This window comes from Spirochaetota bacterium, from assembly GCA_040756435.1.
Lineage (GTDB): Bacteria > Spirochaetota > UBA4802 > UBA4802 > UB4802 > UBA4802.
Genome location: JBFLZD010000062.1, coordinates 1 through 19,585 on the forward strand (window position 1 = coordinate 1; position 19,585 = coordinate 19,585).

The window sequence follows — 19,585 nt, forward strand, 5'->3', positions numbered from 1 at the left end:
AGGCTATAGAAACTGCTGCTAACCTGTATGTTATTGACTATGCAATCTATAAAAAAGCAGCAATGCTCTGTGCCAACCTTTCACCTGTTATTGTGGTCGATAGTAACCGTGAAGGAGTACCCATTAAGGATGTTCTATACTGTACTGCTTCGCATCAATATGATATACGGTACCATCTTGATGAAAAAAAACTGTTATCCGACATGCTTTCGTGCTGCACCAAGGAACTGGCAAAAGCTATTACAGAAGAAGATTTTGATGAAATTGAAAAGCTTTTTTCACAGGAACTATCGCCCCATATACTTTTTAACAGTATGCAAACGTTGCGTGTTATACTCCACTCAACTACTAACCGCAACCTGTACAAACGTATTGAAAAAATGCTTTATAAAATACAATCACGCCCATTGCCTGATGGATACAAATATACAATTATGCTGTACAATTCGTATGCATATATGACATGCGAACCAGTAGAGGCTAACCAGGAATATCCATTTGGAGCCATTGAACAATTAGATGAGCCATCACTACCTTCACCACATACAATGCCTGAAATATTTAACCGTATCATTGAAGACCGCAAAAGATTAGAATTGCTGCTGGACCTGTTCTATTCAAAAAACACGGCAATTGCAAAAGAAGCTAAAAGTATTGAAAAAGCAATAAACAAACGGAAAAAAGAAACTACTCAAACACAAAAACTTGATTTATCACTCATTACGCAAGAGAAGTTGAAAAAGCGTTTAGCTGTACTAAAAAAAGCAGGAATAATTGTAGCTTTTATAACTATAGCTATACTCATTATAGTGGGAAGCTACCACGCGTTTACGCTGTATCAGGCAAGAGAGGAGCGCCAGCGGCAAGCACGCTATATTGAATATCTTACTAAAAAATATTCTATCCATGTGTCTGATACAGATATCTTTTTCTACGCCAATGATGTGGCAGTGAAAAATGGCTACAGCCGTATAGACATCAAAAGCCTTAAAGAAAAAAATCCACACTGGATTTACCCGGGCAACAGATTTATTCTTTTAGATGGCGAGGTGGTCATTGTAAAACCAGGTGACACTCTGTGGGGCATATCAGAAAGAAAATTATTTACACTCAACATTGTTTTTTATACTTTAATAGATGAATTAGAGAAAAAAATTGATAAAGGTATTATTGATGACCATCTGGCACAAAAAGCTATGAACGCAGCAATACATAACAAACACAAAGAGAGGGTTAAACTATTACTACAAAAGATAAATGAATTAAAAGCTAAACCAAATAATAAGTGAGAGCATGGTTACCATACATGGAAGTTAAAGACCCTATAAACTATTACGTGGAGCCGGTAGAAATAGAGATATACCTGAAAAAAGCGGGGAAAGTACGTACTATAATAAAGGACATGTATGTTGAACTCATTGACCCAGAGCCCTTGGATAATGATACCAGTAAAAAGATTTTTGATTATTTTATACATCGCAATGAGCCCATTGATTTAATAGAAATTACCAATCTTTTCCCGGAATTGATATCTGTTGTGTTTGAATCATACTATCACAATATTAATTTATATGAAAAACTCAGCATGTATTTTAAAGCAGGACTTGCTGGCAGCACCGATTCATGGCGGCTTGCATTATACTTTACCGAGCTACTTATGAAATTTGAGCCTACCGTTGCATCGTCGCAGCATATTGGTGATTTTCAGACGTATAATCTTAATTATTGTATCCGTAAACTCAATGAATTAGGAGAAAAATTTTTACTTGAAGATAGTACGGTAATGTATCTTATAAAGCGGCGGAATAAAGCTTATGAAGGCAAACCCAAAGACAAGGAATTTGAAAAACTGGTTGAACTGTGGCAATTTAACGTAAAAGAACGCCCCTTTTAAAACTTATTTGACATTTATTATTTCATAGCATATCATAAATAATACCATCATCCTTATATTTGTAAAAGGTTTATTATGGAACGTCCATTTTATATCGTCTATGACTCTTTATATACAACCAACTATGTAACTGCATCAGTGGAAAAACCCCAACGTGTACATCAAATAATGAAGGAATTGGGCGATAGTTACCCTATAATTAACCCCACAAGTTGCACTGACGAAGATATACTTCTTTGCCATTCTGAAGGCTTGCTAACCATGGAGAAACAGGATGAAGTGCGCTTTTCAGTTGCAAAATTAGCTGCAGGAGGTGCAATCACCGCCGCTACAATGGCAATGGAAGGAAAGCCTGCCTTTGCTGTTATACGGCCACCAGGACATCATGCCAACCCTGACCATAACTGGGGATTTTGCTACTTTAACAATATGGGAATTGCCATAAAGAGGCTCCTAGCTGATAATATGATAAAGAAAGCAATAATTCTTGATATTGACCTGCATTTTGGCGATGGTACTGATACCATTTTTAAATCTAATATTAATGTGCCCGTATTAAACATACAATCATCTAACCCTGTTGATTTTATCAATGAAACAAAATCACGATTGCAGCAATGTGGTAGTGCTGATATAGTAGGTATAAGCGCAGGATTTGATCAGTATATAAAAGACTGGGGTGCAAATCTTTCAACTCAGGACTATTACACAATTGGTCAGATAGCAGGAATACATGCAAAACAGTACTGCAAAGGTCATATATTTGCCATTCTAGAAGGCGGTTATTATATCCCTGATTTGGGGAAAAATGTTATAGCTTTTATTGAAGGTATTCGTAATGGCCTTTATGATTGATAAGGCTTTATAAGTATGCATCACAAAATTACCATTTCACTTTTTATTAAAATTTTTCTGTATACTACATTTGTATCAGGAACTATCTATGTGTTTCTTTATGGAAATAAAACCATTAGTTTTAGTCCCACCACTATTACCGGCTTTATTGTAATAAATATTGGTGCTGCAATTCTTGCTGTTGTATTTTTTGCAAAACCTTTTATTCTGCTTCTTCGTTCAATCCAATCACTGGTTAATGACAGGTACACATCTGACCCCTTTTCAAAAGAACATTTGATAATGCTGACACATGAACTGGAACAATTTAAAGCAAGGTCAGATGCATTATTGCGTGAAAAGGATACCATAGTTAATGAATTGATTGAATCAAAAAAATTATTAGAAAAATATTCTAACAACCTTGAGGAAATGGTTGAACAGCGCACTGAAATATTAAAGTGGCTTTCAATTACCGATCCATTAACAGGATTGTATAATAGAAGATATTTTATAGAACAAATTGAACTGGAGTTTAAACGCGCAAAGCGCTACAATCGTGATTTATCGCTTTTAATGCTGGATATTGATCACTTTAAATCAGTAAATGATAATTATGGTCATCAGGTTGGTGATATCGTTTTACGGAAGATATCTTCAATTATAATAAACCAGCTTCGTGATTCTGACCTTGCCTTTCGGTATGGTGGTGAAGAATTTATGGTCATACTGCCTGAGACAAAAGCAGATGACGCTATCAATGTTGCAAAACGGATGAAACAGGAGATAATGGAATCCGAACATGCATACCGCAATCTTAATTTTAAAGTAACAGCAAGCATTGGCATTGTATCAATTAAGGATATGCTGAGCAAATTTGAAACAGTTGATGATATTATTAAAAAGGTAGATGATAATCTCTACAAGGCAAAAAATTCTGGCAGGAATACCATTATCTATGAATGACTACAATGTTTTGATAAATGATGTATAATTCTACTCACAAAATTTTTACTACTTCCGTGCACTGGTGTAAACTGCAATTATTATCAATAACTAAAATGTATATGATTCTCTTTCTGCTGCAGCATACAGTTCAAGTGTAAGCCCCTTTTTCTTCAGCACATTCCGGTAATGAGTAACTATTGCATCCATTTCCTTATCCTTCCGTAAGGGTTCATGGTGAAATAAAAATAATGTTTTAACTTTTGCCTTAAGTGCCAGATTGATAATGTGATGCGTTGTACTATGCCCCCAGCCGGTTTTCTTTGGGTATTCAGCCGGTATATACTGTGCATCTGATACCAGGACATCTGCACCTTTGACAAATTCAATAAGCTGCTCATTCATCTGCTTTGCAAATTGGACTACCTCCGGGTCATTATCTTTAAAAACATTATAATATGGCTCATTGTCACCTAAATATATAAATACCTTATCCCTATATACTACTCTATATCCATAACAGGTTACCGGATGGTTAAGAAGATGCGTATAAACCTTAAAGTTACCAACTTCAAACTGGTTGTTTTTTATCTCATAAAAATGTATACTGGCGCGCAATTCATCGGTACGCACCGGGAAATAACTGTACTGCATCTGGCCGCGTATTATTTCTTCTAAGCTCTTTTCAAATGTTCCAGGACCATAGATATTTACCGTATTACCTGGTATATAGATAACAGGGAAAAAAGGAAAACCATTGATATGGTCCCAGTGAGGATGAGAAATGCATAAATTAACAGTATAGTTTTTTGACAGATCCAGTGATTCACCCAGTACTCTAAGCCCTGTCCCTGCATCAAATACTATCCAATCACCAGCATCTGAGCGCAAATCCAGGCAGGCAGTATTACCACCATATTTCATGGTATCTGGACCTGGTACAGGTATGGAACCACGCACTCCCCAAAATGTGACCGTCAGTGTACTCATTGTAAAAATAATTTAGCCTTTTGTATTTCATCATTTAAAGGAGTTAGTGCCTCAAAAACTATCTCCTCAGATATTCCCAGTGATTGCCATATTGCTTCATCAATAGTATCAATAACATAATTCCCGCTAAATCCAACTTTCAATACCTTGGAAAACGTATCTGCTACATGAACCACCATAGAATAGATGGCCGAATCACCTTTCAAAACTGGTATATGGTGTCTTCCAACTGCATACAGAAGATTATTTTCAAAATTCCATTTTTTCCCTATTGCTATGCCTATCTCCTCATGGGTTAGTCCAAGAACATTTTTTTCTATATCAATAATAAATCCACCCTTTGATTGCGATATATCAATTATCTGCTTCATTTCATCCGGAAAAAAATTATTCATCAAAACTTTGCCTATATCATGGATAAGCCCGGCAATAAAAAACTCTTCCAGAAGCTTTTTATCTATACCCAATCGTTGTGCAATTAATTTTGATGCAACCGCCACACCAATAGAATGCTTCCAGAATTCCTCAGGGTCTAACACACCCTTCTTTAATGCAATTTTTCCCATCAATGCAGATGACAGCGCCACATTCTTTATGGTATTAATACCCAGCATAACCACAGCCTGCTTTAAAGACTTAATCTCCTGGGGTAATCCAAAGTATGCAGAGTTAACCATGCGTATTACTTTTGCAGTCAAGACCGGGTCAAGCTGAATTACATCTGTCAAATGCTGTGCTGATGAGGTCACATCATTTGCCACAATTATTATTTTATGCACCACCGGAGATAGTGGCGGCATTTTTTCTATTGAGTCTTTAACCTTGGCCACAATATTTTGAGCCATCAACCCCACCTGCTATTACTATTCATTATTTCTTTCAGAAGAAAAACCAGTATATGCTATCAGCAATAATGACAATCCAGAAAAGAACCGAGAAAACCAGTATAATACTATCTATAACTTTCTTCATGGTATTTTATTTTAAGACAATCTTTCCTCGCATAACCCTAAACAGCATCAGGTTGTCGCCTCTCTGAATTTCCAGTGTTACCACACTCCCAACCTTGCCACGCAGCAAATTTTTTACAATATAATCATATTCCAAACCCTCAAGTGGAACACCATCAACCGATACAATAATGTCACCTTCTTTAAGCCCTGCCTTTTGCCCCGTACCACCTTCATACACACTTGCTATAACAAATGGCCTGCTTTTACTGACCTTTTCAGGACCAGCAGGTACTTCAATACCCAAACCGCCAAATTCTTCGCCGGAGCATGTTATCAATACTATTCCAAGAATAGCGATAATGAGTTTTTTCATAACCCTACCTCTAGAATGGATTACTTCTCAGTTTTGAAGCTAACTATCATCTCTACCATGATGGCAACATGATCAGACAAAATATTTATTGCCATCTCTTTATCGCCAAGCTCCACCAGGCGTGTATAAAGATCTGCAATTTCTTTTCGCAAGTTCTGGTCTAAGGCAATAATCTCTTTTAATTGGGGTGCACTTGACCTGCCCTGAGAACGATTCAGTAATTCATTCATCATTCTCCGGTGTATTGAATTGAGTAACTCCGAATTATCCATAGAAAGCCTTCCTGTACATTTATCATAGTATGCTTTTACCCTTAATCTGCATCAAATAGTCTGCTACTTCTGCTTGTTATCTGTTTGGGGTTTTTCCTCAGGCAATTCCCCTTCAGGCTTTTTTTCTATAGCATCAACAACTTTCATTTCACCGGCAAAAGCATTAAGTGTTGAAGGGCTATAGTACCGTGAGTAATTATCGTCATGATATCGCTTTAAAAGCTCAACTGAAAAACTACTTGCCATGGGCGATTTACTGGCAACTAAATATTCAATGGTAGCCACAATGAGATTAAAATTAAAATCTTTCACATAATCCCGAATTATTGGTTCAGCTTTTTCAAATTCTGAAGTTAAAAGATACTCAGCAACCCTTCGCTCATCCCTGAAACGGGCTCGTTTTTCTATACGTTTTTCGTACGTATCTTCCTGTTTCGATGGCTGTGCATTGACAGCTGCTATCTGAACATCATAATATTCTTTTTGCATCTCGTCAATTATTTCCTGCTCTGTTTTGGAAATAAATCTGACATAGAATAGATTCCCTTTCTCGCGCTCTATCTCAAAAAGGTGGTTATAGATCTTTTTCTTTGTTTCATCAGTTTGCGATTCAAACATGGCCAAAAAGGCATACCTGCGTGCACGACGCAAGACTTTTATGGCTTCAATATATTTATATATCTTATTTGAACATAATTTTGGGTTTGATGCATCTGCTACCGTATGATGGGTACGTGCAACCTCACGGTCCCGGTATGCTAAATTAAGATATAACCGCGCCTTTTTATTTTTTGACTTTATCACTTCTGGTGAAATTGAGTCTAAAAACTTCTTCGTTTCGTCAAGGTATTCGCGTACTACCTGTGAATACAGGTCAGCTTGCTTTTTTTGTGATTCATACACATTCCTGAAAGCCCGGTTATAATCTGACTGTAGATATGCCACCTCAGCATTGAAATGTATCTGGTATATGTCTTTAAATGCTTCTTTATACTTTTCACCAAAATTTGATAGTGGCACATCCATAAATTCAATAAATTCCTTATTTTCCTGTATAGCTCTGTCAGCAGTCAACTGGTCAGCAAAGCTATTTGCAGAAATTGAATATATAAAAATGAAAATACTAATAAATATAAAAAATCGCTTCATTGCACACCTTCATATATTTATTTTTCTACTTCAAATTCCCTGGTTGCCATAAGTTTCCCATCCAGTAAAACCTTTAACTGGTATTTTCCATTTCTTTTAAAATATTCCTGCGGTATATAGGTACTTAAATTCTTGAAATTTTTATCTACTTCAAATGTAATCTGTTTATACTGGGTAAAAGAATTATTTTCATAATAATCTATGATAACTGAAACCGTATTGCAGTCAAGAGATGGTTTGATAACTCTATCAACAAAAAAATATATCTTGTCCTTATCTGTAAACTTTTGTACTGAAGTTTGATCATTTGAAGTAATTTCCTCATTTGAAATTATCAGATTAACTTTACCGTAATCCTTAATATTAAAAATTAACCACAATACAAAAATTACTATGAAAGCTACAATAACTACTTTTACCACAAGACTTCTGGTTATAGTACCGGTCATTTTGCTTTTTACATCTTCACTGTTCATATAGCTATTGAAACCTCCAGCCAGAATAGAATATAGTGTATTCCTACTATGAATAACACCATAGTATAGTATATAAGTCAACAACTTCAACTACATTTTAAATATATTTAATCAATTTTCTTATGAATTTCAGTCCTCATGGATTCCACTAATTGGAAAAGCTTTGGACTTATGTAAACCTGATACTCAACCGGATTATACAAATCTTTCAAAGATTCGGGTAGCGATTGCATGCTGGCAACACAATGATGTTGAATTTCCTGTAGTGAAGGCTTTTGATATACTAAGGTTCCATGCTGAATAACAGGTATATGCATGCATCGTGAAAAGAGATCTTTATCAACAGTAAATCTGTTGCCCTTTATATCATACACATCACCATCCAGTACAATCTCATCATTCTGGCAGATAATATCAAAACATATAGTATTATCTGAATTATAGTATCTGTATACGTTTTTTCTTGAAGGAATAGTGCCTTTTGACATTTCATCGGATACTTTCATCTTGGGGATTAATGCTCCATCCTTTTCTATTGCAGCCATTTTATACACCCCTGAAAGAGCTGATTCACCATAGCCGGTGGCCAGCCGTGTGCCCACTCCAAAGACATCGATGGGAGCTTCATGACGCAGCAATTCATCTATACGAAATTCATCAAGGTCGTTTGAAGCAACGATTTTTATATACTCCAAACCTTCTTCATCCAGTAACTTTCGCACCTTTTTGCTTAAATCAGCAAGATCACCACTGTCAAGCCTGATGCCTGCAAGGTGTTTTCCCTGTTTCTGAAGCTTCTTTGCAGCGGCTATCGCATTAATAATACCCGAGTGTACTGTATCATAGGTATCCACCAGCAATATTGAGCTGTCAGGGAATACAGTGGTATAATTATTAAATGCCTCCGCTTCACTATCATACGCCATGACAAAGCTATGTGCATGAGTACCCTTAACCGGTATGCCATACAGTTTTCCAGCCAGAACATTTGATGTACCAACACACCCACCAATAAAGGAAGCCCTGCTTGCACTCAAACCGCCATCAGGCCCCTGAGCTCGGCGCAAACCAAACTCAATCACCTGCCTGCCTTGAGCGGCATAACATACCCGTGCAGCTTTTGTTGCAATAAGCGACTGGAAATTGATGCAGTTAAGCAATGCCGTTTCAATAAGCTGAGCCTGTCCTAACGGCGCTTCCACTCTGATTACTGGTTCCTCAGGGAAAACTATATCACCTTCTTGAAATGAAAATATGCTACCAGTGAAACGAAACGATTTACAATAATCCAAAAAATCATCAGAAAAGATATTCAATGAATACAGATAGTCAATGCTTTCCTTTGAAAAGGAAAGGTTTTGCAGATAGTCAATAAGCTGCTCCAATCCCGCAAACACAACATAACCGGAATTAAACGGATTTTTTCTGAAGAACATATCAAAAATTGCATATTTTTGTATTATACCTGTTTTCAGGTAGACTTGCATCATTGTCAATTCGTACAGGTCAGTAAGCAGTTCCATCCCTTTCATAGGATTCCTCATCATTGTTCTTTTATCCAGGTAAATTTATAAACAATATACGTGTAAAATTAATCAAATAAAAAATTTTTATATTGACAATATTATTATAATCTATGCCACTATATTACATACACCATATTTTTATTGAGCGATAGTTATCAAGATTTATAGTAAAATATATATACATGCCGATACATACTATATACAAACATTTTTTGTGTGGAATAACGTATGGCTATAGAAAGCGAAAATGACAATCTCTTCAGTGACCATTTAATTATTATAAAAGGGCGTTTCAAAGCCCTTTCAATGAATTTATATGGGCTTTTTATCATTATCTTTAATCAGGACAGGCATATTGATACCTACAATGTTGCTGTTTCAACCTTTTCCAATATCTATGAAAATGAACCACATCTCCCATGGGACAAATATGAACAGGTAATTCTGGAATTAAAATGGAAAGGCAATTTTAACGCAAATTTAACCACTTCTATAATGGATAATTTTAAGGAAATTGCAACCGAAGACACCAAAACAAACCAGCTATACGACTATGCTAACAATTATGATTACGATAGTATTGATACATTTCTCTTTGATACCATTAACAGGGTTATACATGATAAAAATCTTGTACTGGAAACAAGCATTCAGGAAGTGACTGCTGAAGAATTTGCCCAGACAAAAGAAAAAAGGTACACACAACCTGAAGAAAAGTCATCAACGGCTGAAGCTGAACTGGAAGAAGGTGCTGTTATATTGAATATACAGCCAATACTGGCGCCGGTAAAAGGTAAACCTATCTACGAATTAAAAGTTGGCGATAAAATAATGACAAAGATAATACCCAATACCGACAGAGCAAATTATTTCATTGATCTATTGGGATTGCGTGTTGAGAATCATATAAAGCCCATAGCTACAGAAGTTATAGATATAAAATCTGATGGGAAGAATGAGCCCATTGAAATACTTACCCGTATAGGCCCTGGAATTTATGGCAAGTGTATTGAAGATGAACGGCAGGTCAAATTACGCCTTTATGATCCTATCATTGATGGCCCACTAACGCAAAAATCAATACCAAAATCCCCTCCAAAACCATTAGCTGCTTCAACAACCTATGAGGATGCTGGGTTTTCAAAGTTAACATATGTAATAATATCATTATTTGTGCTCCTGCTTATCATTTTTGTTTTGCTTATATATATAAGCTTTTAATTGACAAAATAAGCCATACTTCCTCTAATTTCATTAAACCTTCAGGCCGATTAATACAACAGCAGCATATATCAATGCAAAGGAGGCGGTGTATGTTTTATCTGCTCCTGAGACTGCTGTATGAAGAAATGGCCGAAGGAAAGATTTCACGAGAAGAATATTATGAAGCTGTTATACGGATAGCTTCAATACATGGAATAAAGAGGAACGGTATACGATAGTGGACAATCGCGAATATATTTTAAAAACAGCACATGATAATGATGTGAAGTTTATACGGTTATGGTTTACTGACATTTTAGGGTTTTTGAAAAGTTTTGCCATAACCAGTAACGAGCTTGAGGATGCTTTAGAAGAAGGAGTGCGATTTGACGGTTCTACAATACATGGGTTTGTACGTAAAACCGAAAAAGAAATGATTGCCATGCCCGATGTTGAAACATTTGAAATTTTACCATGGCGCCCCAAGAGCAATTCAGTAGCACGCATGTTCTGCTATATCTATAATACCGATATGACCCCGTATGAATGTGATGTTCGGTATATTCTGTATAAAAATCTTAAGAAAGCATCTGACAAAGGCTATTTATTCTATGTTGGCCCGGAAATTGAATTCTTTTTATTCAAAAATTCCGAATCACCTCAGCTTCTTGACCGTGGAGGATATTTTGACCTTACCCCACTTGATATTGCAAGCGATATCCGACGCCAGATGGTTCTTACACTTGAAGAAATGGGTATTGGCGTGAAGACATCCCATCATGAAGGCGCCCCCAGCCAGCATGAAATTGACCTGCGCCATGATGATGCTCTGAGCATAGCTGATAATATCATGACATTTAAAACAGCAACCAAGGAGATAGCCCAACAAAACAACATATACGCTTCATTCATGCCAAAACCACTATCACAGTACAATGGTTGTGGCATGCATATTCATCAGTCATTATTCAAAAACGAAGTAAATATTTTTTATGATAGTAACGATGAATTTATGCTTTCCGACATCGCAAAGCATTATATAGCAGGATTATTGAAACACGCTCCAGAGTTCTTTGCCATATCCAATCAGTGGGTAAATTCGTATAAACGTCTTAATTATGGATTTGAAGCACCCATTGACCTATCATGGAGTATCAATAATCCATCATCACTTATCCGCATTACCACATCAAGAACTGATAATCCAAATTCGGTCAGAGTTGAGCTCAGAAACCCGGACCCTGCATGCAATCCCTATCTGCTATTTTCAGCAATCTTAGCTGCAGGGCTTTCAGGCATTGAGCATAACGACCCACTGCCAAAACCTCATAATCTCAGTGAAGGGAAATCAAATTTTTCTACAAAGTCATTGCCTTCAAACCTTTCTGATGCTCTCAAATTATTTGAAAAAAGCAGCCTGATGCGCGATGCACTGGGCGACAAGCTGGTGGAACTATTTATAGAAAATAAACACTACGAGCTTGACCAGTATAATCGCCACATTACCGATTATGAAATTGATACCTATCTACCTATTTTATAGAATTTCATGAAACCTGTGGTTGCTCTCATTGGTTGTGGCCGTATTGGGTTTTTGCTGGAAAATGACCCACTGCGATATAAACCATGTACCCATTATGGCGGCACAAAAGCTGCACGGCTATCCATAACCCATGCCTGTGATATCAATGAAAAACGTTTGCACACTTTTTCAAAGATTGCAGGAATCCCTCAATCACACTGTTATATTGATTACCAGAAGCTTATAGAACAGGAAAAGCCACAATGCGTAATTATTGCTTCGTGGACCAATACCCATTCGCCAATTGGCATTACAGCAGCTCAAAATGGCGCAAAAGTTATTGTATGTGAAAAACCAATTGCCAGTGACCTTACACAGGCAAAAGCCTTTATTGACGCATGCACCACATACAATACAACACTCATTATTAACCATGAACGACGGTATGACTACCGGTATAACTATGTACAAAGGCTTATCCGCAACAATGAAATTGGCCCCATATCTTCGGTGTATGGTTTTGTCTTTACCCCATCAAAAGCCCATCAACCAGGTTCAGGTGGTGGACCTCTTCTGCACGATGGTACTCATTTAATTGATATTGTGCAGTATCTTTTTGGCAATATAGCACAGGTACAAGGGTACACCACCCGGTATTCAAAGGATTCACTCTATGAAGATTATACAATAGCTCATTGTTTGACCACTTCCGGCATCCATGTAACACTTGAAGCAGGCGGTCATCGTGATTACTTTATGTTTGAATTGCAGATATTTGGTACAAAAGGTAAGATAGTTATCGGTAACGGTTATTTGCAACTGTATAAGCCTGCAAAGTCAAAACTGTATACCGGATTTAATGACTTAGTAGCACATGCAGTAACTCCAAAAGGAAAACCAGATTATTTTACCAAACTTTATAAAGAAGTAAAAAAGTGCCTGAAACACTCAATACCGGTAACCTCAAGTGGATATGATGGATATAGTGCATTAGAAGTAATTGATGCTATTTATCGTTCAGCCAATCAAAATGGAAGTACTGTATCAATCAGGATGCAAAACTAATCACTATAAAGAATATAATTCAAAGTCTTATTGGTAAAATATAATTTTTCTTAATTTACTCAGCATGCCCCTTGCATACCCATGGCATAAAATTAACTTAAGAAACCTTCTTCCCTAAGCTTTTTCTCAAGGGAACTATCACCCCCCTTTATTTGTGTAACCATATAATACACATACTTAGCAATAATATCCACTTCAACATTAACCATGTCACCAGTTTTTTTATGAGCAAGCGTTGTATTAGTGATAGTTTCCGGGATACAGTAAAGCTCTATTGTGTCTTTTTTATCCACCACCGTCAGTGATATGCCATCGATAGCAATTGAGCCTTTGGGAACAATAAACTTGCTGATGCCATCAGGCACAGTTAGTGTAACTTTTAGCCCATCAGGCAATTTTTGCAGTGAAACAATTTTTCCTGTTGCATCCACATGCCCCTGCACCAGATGTCCACCCAAACGACCTATAGGCTGCATGGCACGTTCCAGATTAACCTGTGTTCCTGTTTTAAATAATCCAAGTGTGGTGATGCCAAGCGTTACATCCGAAGCAAATACGGTAAAGAAATCCTTGCCCATTGCTGTCACAGTCTGGCAGGCTCCATCAATGGCAATGGAATCACCAATTTTAGTACCTTCAATAACCGTACGCGCATGTATGGAAATTAATTTACCATTTGCAGATTGTTTTACAGATTGTACCACACCAATCTCTTCTATAATGCCGGTAAACATTTACACCGCCTCAAACTGATAGCTTTCTTTATACCCTGATACAAGCATATCATGCCCCAAATAAATACTGGTTACATCATGAAGATCCATAGACTCTTTAATAAACTGCCTGCCTTTGCCTTCAATGACATTTTTCCCCTTGCCAACTATAATTGGGCTATAAAAATACATGCACTGATCAAGCTCACCTGAATCAAAGAATGATCCAGCAACTGTTGCTCCTCCTTCCAGCACTGCAATCATTGAACCCATTGTATGTAATATGTCAAGCAACTCATGAATCTGCTCCACACCGCTATCTGATTGCAAAAACTGAATGCGCCCACTGTCAATAAGTTTTGCAATAATGGCATAATCGTCCCGTTTCAAAAGATCATCTTGGTCTTTATGTGCGGTAAAAAAATACGCATTGCTATCGCTGGCTAGCGTAACATTCTGTAATGCCTTTGGTAGCCCTATCACAACTTTTTTCAAATCATGAGTTACATCCGTTTTCCATAATTCAAGCAGCCCGTTGATAAAACTGTTGGAATATCCCACTGCAGTATATTGTCTGGTTGCAAAAAATTTTTCAGCCTCAGGAGGAAACTCAGTATAACGCACTGTAAGGGCTGGATTATCCATTTCAACGGTAGCTTTTCCAACTATGATGGTATCAGCACATGCACGCAGCCGGTGCACCAGAAGTCGTGAAACAGGTGAACTTATCCATTTAGAATCGCCTGTTGTTGTTGCCGTCCTGCCGTCAAGAGATATTGCTGCCTTATGAATAACAAATGGCCTGTGTCGCAGAATACTTTTTTTAAACGGCCGTATTAAATCAATAGCTGGCTGCGAAAACTGGCGTAAAAACACCACCTCAACGCCTGCCTGTTGCAATGCTCTGACCCCTTTACCCGCAACAGCAGGATTTGGGTCAAGTGCAGGAATCATTACTTTTTTTATGCCAGCTTTTATTATTGCATCAGTGCAGGGTGGGGTTTTACCCCAGTGACAGCATGGCTCAAGTGTCACATACATTGAAGCACCGGTAGTGTTACCTGCTGCATTCTTCAGGGCTACAACCTCGGCGTGGTCAAGACCGCAGGCCTGGGTTGAACCTTTTGCTATGATAGTATCATCCTTAACAATAACTGCTCCTACTGCAGGATTTGGCGACGTTACCCCCAACCTGCCAAAAGCCAATTGTAGCGCCAGTGTCATATATTCATTGTGTTTTTGGCTTTCCATATCGGTTAAAAATAATTTCTCTATCCTGTTCAAATTTCAATTCTTCTTCTAAATAAGCACGTAACTCTTTCGTAATCTGGTTGTTAGTCTTTTTTGCAGCCAGGTACCCACCCAGTATGCTGCCACCATAAAAAAATGTGCCGGCAGCACCGGTAACAAACGCAATACCACTGTTACCGCTATCTACTGCATAGTATGTAACCACAGCACAGACACCGATAACTATCGCCGCTATTATGCCATTTTCGGTATTATCACTATATATATAGCCCGCGCCAGGTAGTATACCCCACCCTAACGCAGCATAAGGATTTTTTAAATTATCCCGTGTAAACGTGGTGTACTGGTATATACGCTGCAGTTCAAATTCTTTTGCAAGTGCAGTATAAGGCGATAGTTCATTGTAATTATCACCTGCCAGCAATGAATATGCAAGCTTTCTTTTCAATACCATTGTTTCATATTCAGTTTTTTCATTATTGCTACTTTCTATGGTTGGAGCTGACATCACGATGTGTGTTAAATTCTGCGATATATCGCTGAATGCTGCATCAAATGCAAATATCCATACCGGTGGCTTTACCTGCAAATTGTTGCCCACCCTGTCAAGAATAAGCTGGTATTGTTTGCCCTGGTACTGGCAATACAATGAAGCCATAAAAAAGGCATCATACGGATACAAAGAAGGATAGTAATAGTATAAACGCTGATATTCCTGGTAAGCGCGGTAATATTCCCTTTGTTCAACAAGTCGATTTGCAAACCCTGCTATAGCATTATAGCTATAGGGATCAACCGTTTGTGCGCACACATGAGCCGCAAAAATAATACCCCATAAAAACGTTATCGCAAGCCGCAACGGCATATATCAGGCTTTTCTTACTGCCAGTTTTTCCCAGTACAGAACAAACGGTGAAGCTATATACAAAGATGAATATGTTCCTATAACTATACCAAACAGAAGTACGCTTGCAAATTCGTTAAGACCTTCACCACCAATCATATACAGTGCAAATACAGCAAACAATGTGGTAAGCGCAGTAAGCAGCGTTCTGGATATTGTCTGAGTTATAGATTTATCAATTACATCTATAAACGTCTGTTTGGTTTTAATCTGTAAATTTTCCCTAACACGGTCAAATATAATAATGGTATCGTTTACTGAATAACCATAAATGGTCAGGATTGCGGCAACTATGGGTATATTAATCTCAATTCCAGCAAATCCACAAAAAAGAATTGAAAGAATAACATCATGTAACAGCGCAACCATTGCTCCAATAGAATACTTCAATTCAAACCGGAATGCCAGATACAGCGTCATAATTATAATTGAAAGCGCAATAAGCTTCCCTGCCGATTTTTTAAGAAAATCACCTATTGCAGGTCCCACGGTTTCTATACTCAATATTTCAACATTTTTAAAGTTACTCTGAATAACAGTTTTTAGTTCTTTGGTACTTTCTTCAACATTTTCAGTACGACTGGCAAGTTTGGTAGAAATAAGATATTCATTATCCTCTTCTTTTCCTACCTGCTGAATCACTGCACTAATTTTATTCTGAGTTAAAACCTTTCGTATCTGTGCGGTATCAACTCCTTGCTCAAATTTTACGGTAAGCTTTATACCACCAACAAAATCAATACCCCAGTTAAAACCTCCATTGCGATAGGTCTGCAATGAAAAAATCACAATTAATGTTATTGTAATTGCATAAGCAATAAATCTGTATTTAATAAAAGGAATTATTTTTTCCAAGGTGCCACTCCTTAAATACTTAATTTTTTCAGTGAACCGCGTGAAGTTATCGTTTCAAAAATAAACTTTGTAATATACAGCGCAACAAACATAGAACTGATAATACCTATTGAAAGTGTCACTGCAAAACCCTTTATAGGTCCTGTCCCAAACTGTGATAATACAAATGCCGAAAGCAGCGTAGTAATATTTGAGTCAAAGATTGTCCAGAATGCCCTTTCAAAACCCTGAGCTACTGCTGCTCGAGGTGTTTTTCCTGTCCTTAGCTCCTCTTTTATTCTTTCATAGATAATAACATTGGCATCAACCGCCATACCCATTGTTAAAATAAAACCAGCAATACCAGGAAGCGTTAGTGTAAACCCCAACCACGAGAGTAACGCTAACATGAATATGCCATTCAGAAGCAATCCAATATCAGCAATAATCCCAGCACCCTTATAATATATCAGCATAAAAAGCATTACGCCTGCAATGCCTACTATAAATGCTTTTACCCCACTTTGTATAGAATCAATCCCAAGTGTTGGGCCTACTGTTCGTTCTTCAATTATCTTTAAATCAACCGGCAATGCTCCTTCTTTAATTATGCGTGCAAGTGCGGTTACTTCTTCATACGTAAAATCACCTTGAATAATTGCCTGCCCGGTATTTATCTGCACCCTGATTGATGGTGCACTGCGGACTTTATCATCAATTACTATCGCAAGCTTCCTGCCGTGATTTTTTTCACTTGTTACTTCAGCAAATTTTGCAGCACCTTCCGGTGTGGTATTAAAATGAACTGCTAACTGCTGGTATTCATCAGGAGCAACCCATGCCTTGCTTATGTCATTGCCTGCCAGTGCAACCTTCTTTTCAAGAACTATGGGATAAGCTGGAAATAATTTGGCTGTTTGTGGATTACGTTCATAATAATATAATAACTCCAAGGAATCAGGAAGCGCTATTGCATTTTTAATTGTGTCGGTAAGTTTATTGAGTTCTAATTGATCCTCAGGCAGCCCTTTACCTGCATAGTGCTCTTTCAACCACTGATTGGCTTTCTGGGTATACGCATCATCAACAAGCCGGTACTCAACACGCCCGGTGGTACCAATTGCCTTTTTTACGCTTTCCGGGTCTTTAACTCCTGGAAGCTGAATCTCTATAGCGTCATTGCCTTTTGGCCGTATTGATGGTTCGGCCACGCCAAACTTATCAACCCTGTTCCTGAGCAATTCCAGTGCTTGTTCAGTAATTTCATTCTTTTCGGCGTTGGTCAATGGCTTGCCCGTTTTTTCTTCTATTTTGTGGTAATTTGCCTGCAATACCAGATATGAGCCACCCTGCAAATCAAGACCTAAATTTATTTTTTTTGCAAGTAGCGCCTTTTCGGCCCAGTGTGGTAAAAGTTTGGCATCCACAACACCAGGATAGCGTTTTATTTCGTTCATTACTGCTACATTAAGATTGTACCCTTCAACCAGAACTTCTTTATCGTTAACCACAACTTTATACTTTGATTCAGGAAATCGCTGCTTTACTGCCTGTAAATCCTGTTCAGTAGATGTCTGGCTCAACACTATCTGCAGGGTATTTTCCCCAATTGTAGGCAAAATGAGCATAACAGCAAAACAAACAATACAGATTATAAAAATAGCTTTATACAATAATCCCCGTGTCATGTACACCTCATGTATTATTATGTATTATTTTGGAAATCTGCGCAAAACGCTACCCGAAGTACTTCTGGTCCTCATTCTGTAGAGGATAAAAACAAAAACAATAATCACTACTAAAATGATTTTTGCCATACGGTCAGATGCCTGTTTGCTTAGACCAAATAAACCCTTTTCGGTATTATCTATATTCTGTTTTTCTTCTTCTATGTGTGCAATTATCTGTTCATTATTTTCTTTAATGGTAATGCCAGGAATACGGGAATATCTAAAAGCGCCGTCAGTAATACTGAGTAGCGACTTACTGTCCACTTTCAATCCTTTTGGAGCATCATTTTTTACTGTTGCCTCAGTTGCTGTAACAGCTGGCTTTTTTTCTTCTTTTTTTACAGCATCAACGGATTCAGCTTTTTTCACAACCTGTGGTTCATTAACCGCTTCGGTTTTGGGTGTTTCCTGTTGAATCTGGGGCGATAGTTCCTGTACAGGGGTTTCATTGCCCGGTTTAGTTTCTGGTTGCTGAACAGTAGTGGACGGCGTTTCCTGTGCATACATAGGTAGCACCGTACCACACAGCACCACCATACACGCAATACACACTATCACAAAAATATTACGGCACTCTTTCATATAGTATTCCTGTTACATGTTTATCAATAACCAATCACGATAGCTTTTGCTGAATTGCACTTTTAACAAAGTCCACTTTTACGCCTTCTGCAAGTTTTAGGGTAATAATATTTTCTTCAGGCTTAATATTTACCACCACACCAATCATTCCACTAGATGTGAGGACCTTATCGCCTTTTTTAAGCTGGTCTATCATCTTCATGCGGTCTTTTTCCTTCTTTTGTGTTGGCCGTATCAAAAGAAGATAGAAAATCAATATCATTAAAACCAGTGGTATAATACTGACCCATGGGCTTGATGCCTGCTGTCCATTGGCTGCGTATGCTATCTCAAATGGAAACACTTCTGTTACCTCGCTTTATATAATAT

At 37.6% G+C, this 19,585-nt stretch carries 22 protein-coding genes; 8 read left to right on the top strand and 14 right to left on the bottom strand.

Features of this window, described 5'->3' with window-relative positions; all coding sequences use genetic code 11:
* The 4 genes from AB1444_13930 to AB1444_13945 form a co-directional block, all read left to right on the top strand.
* Positions 1-1,289, top strand: a 1,289-nt coding sequence (locus AB1444_13930; protein ID MEW6527751.1) for a hypothetical protein, incomplete at its 5' end; no start/stop codon positions are given.
* Between the two features lie 17 nt (positions 1,290-1,306).
* Entirely contained in the window at positions 1,307-1,894 is a 588-nt protein-coding gene (locus AB1444_13935) for a hypothetical protein (protein ID MEW6527752.1), read from the top strand.
* Between the two features lie 75 nt (positions 1,895-1,969).
* Positions 1,970-2,749, top strand: coding sequence for a histone deacetylase family protein (locus AB1444_13940; protein ID MEW6527753.1), 780 nt, complete (start codon positions 1,970-1,972; stop codon positions 2,747-2,749).
* A gap of 15 nt (positions 2,750-2,764) precedes the next feature.
* Positions 2,765-3,694, top strand: a complete 930-nt coding sequence (locus AB1444_13945; GenBank protein MEW6527754.1) for a GGDEF domain-containing protein — start codon at positions 2,765-2,767, stop codon at positions 3,692-3,694.
* Between the two features lie 90 nt (positions 3,695-3,784).
* Here the strand turns inward: AB1444_13945 and AB1444_13950 are convergent, their stop codons facing one another.
* From AB1444_13950 to AB1444_13980, 7 genes are all read right to left on the bottom strand, one after another.
* Positions 3,785-4,663: an MBL fold metallo-hydrolase gene (locus AB1444_13950; protein ID MEW6527755.1), complete on the bottom strand. Its 879-nt coding sequence runs from the start codon at positions 4,661-4,663 to the stop codon at positions 3,785-3,787.
* A complete protein-coding gene (locus tag AB1444_13955; protein ID MEW6527756.1) occupies positions 4,660-5,508 on the bottom strand; it encodes an HDOD domain-containing protein in 849 nt (282 codons plus the stop codon). The genes AB1444_13950 and AB1444_13955 overlap by 4 nt, the downstream gene beginning before the upstream one ends.
* A 133-nt stretch (positions 5,509-5,641) precedes the next feature.
* Positions 5,642-5,989 carry a PDZ domain-containing protein gene (locus AB1444_13960; GenBank protein MEW6527757.1) on the bottom strand — a complete coding sequence of 116 codons (348 nt, stop codon included), beginning with the start codon at positions 5,987-5,989 and terminating at the stop codon, positions 5,642-5,644.
* 20 nt (positions 5,990-6,009) lie between these two features.
* Positions 6,010-6,261 carry a hypothetical protein gene (locus tag AB1444_13965; GenBank protein MEW6527758.1) on the bottom strand — a complete coding sequence of 84 codons (252 nt, stop codon included), beginning with the start codon at positions 6,259-6,261 and terminating at the stop codon, positions 6,010-6,012.
* Positions 6,262-6,324: 63 nt separating this feature from the next.
* Positions 6,325-7,410 carry a hypothetical protein gene (locus AB1444_13970; protein ID MEW6527759.1) on the bottom strand — a complete coding sequence of 362 codons (1,086 nt, stop codon included), beginning with the start codon at positions 7,408-7,410 and terminating at the stop codon, positions 6,325-6,327.
* Between the two features lie 17 nt (positions 7,411-7,427).
* The gene (locus AB1444_13975) at positions 7,428-7,886 is read right to left on the bottom strand and encodes a hypothetical protein (GenBank protein ID MEW6527760.1); all 459 of its coding nucleotides are present in this window, start codon (positions 7,884-7,886) and stop codon (positions 7,428-7,430) included.
* A 107-nt stretch (positions 7,887-7,993) separates the two neighbouring features.
* Complete coding sequence (locus AB1444_13980; protein MEW6527761.1) at positions 7,994-9,418, bottom strand: nicotinate phosphoribosyltransferase; 1,425 nt, start codon at positions 9,416-9,418, stop codon at positions 7,994-7,996.
* A gap of 222 nt (positions 9,419-9,640) precedes the next feature.
* Here AB1444_13980 and AB1444_13985 point away from each other — a divergent pair, with 222 nt between their 5' ends.
* From AB1444_13985 to AB1444_14000, 4 genes are all read left to right on the top strand, one after another.
* Positions 9,641-10,633, top strand: coding sequence for a hypothetical protein (locus tag AB1444_13985; protein ID MEW6527762.1), 993 nt, complete (start codon positions 9,641-9,643; stop codon positions 10,631-10,633).
* A gap of 92 nt (positions 10,634-10,725) precedes the next feature.
* Entirely contained in the window at positions 10,726-10,854 is a 129-nt protein-coding gene (locus AB1444_13990) for a hypothetical protein (protein MEW6527763.1), read from the top strand.
* Positions 10,851-12,158 (top strand): glutamine synthetase family protein, encoded by a 1,308-nt coding sequence (locus tag AB1444_13995; GenBank protein MEW6527764.1) that lies wholly within the window; start codon positions 10,851-10,853, stop codon positions 12,156-12,158. The genes AB1444_13990 and AB1444_13995 overlap by 4 nt, the downstream gene beginning before the upstream one ends.
* A gap of 6 nt (positions 12,159-12,164) precedes the next feature.
* Positions 12,165-13,202, top strand: coding sequence for a Gfo/Idh/MocA family oxidoreductase (locus AB1444_14000; protein MEW6527765.1), 1,038 nt, complete (start codon positions 12,165-12,167; stop codon positions 13,200-13,202).
* A 92-nt stretch (positions 13,203-13,294) separates the two neighbouring features.
* Here AB1444_14000 and AB1444_14005 read toward each other — a convergent pair whose 3' ends face one another.
* From AB1444_14005 to yajC, 7 genes are read right to left on the bottom strand one after another with little or no spacing between them, the layout of a single operon-like run.
* On the bottom strand, positions 13,295-13,936 hold the full coding sequence (locus AB1444_14005) for a riboflavin synthase (protein MEW6527766.1): 642 nt from the start codon (positions 13,934-13,936) through the stop codon (positions 13,295-13,297).
* Positions 13,937-15,199, bottom strand: coding sequence for a bifunctional diaminohydroxyphosphoribosylaminopyrimidine deaminase/5-amino-6-(5-phosphoribosylamino)uracil reductase RibD (ribD, locus tag AB1444_14010; GenBank protein ID MEW6527767.1), 1,263 nt, complete (start codon positions 15,197-15,199; stop codon positions 13,937-13,939). It abuts the gene before it with no gap.
* Entirely contained in the window at positions 15,144-16,031 is an 888-nt protein-coding gene (locus AB1444_14015) for a hypothetical protein (GenBank protein MEW6527768.1), read from the bottom strand. Before AB1444_14015 ends, ribD begins: the two co-directional genes overlap by 56 nt.
* Positions 16,032-16,034: 3 nt before the next feature.
* Entirely contained in the window at positions 16,035-16,925 is an 891-nt protein-coding gene (gene secF / locus AB1444_14020; GenBank protein ID MEW6527769.1) for a protein translocase subunit SecF, read from the bottom strand.
* Positions 16,926-16,936: 11 nt separating this feature from the next.
* Entirely contained in the window at positions 16,937-18,592 is a 1,656-nt protein-coding gene (gene secD, locus AB1444_14025) for a protein translocase subunit SecD (GenBank protein MEW6527770.1), read from the bottom strand.
* Positions 18,593-18,616: 24 nt separating this feature from the next.
* The gene (locus AB1444_14030) at positions 18,617-19,216 is read right to left on the bottom strand and encodes a hypothetical protein (GenBank protein ID MEW6527771.1); all 600 of its coding nucleotides are present in this window, start codon (positions 19,214-19,216) and stop codon (positions 18,617-18,619) included.
* Between the two features lie 34 nt (positions 19,217-19,250).
* On the bottom strand, positions 19,251-19,559 hold the full coding sequence (yajC, locus tag AB1444_14035; GenBank protein MEW6527772.1) for a preprotein translocase subunit YajC: 309 nt from the start codon (positions 19,557-19,559) through the stop codon (positions 19,251-19,253).
* Positions 19,560-19,585: the final 26 nt, after the last annotated feature.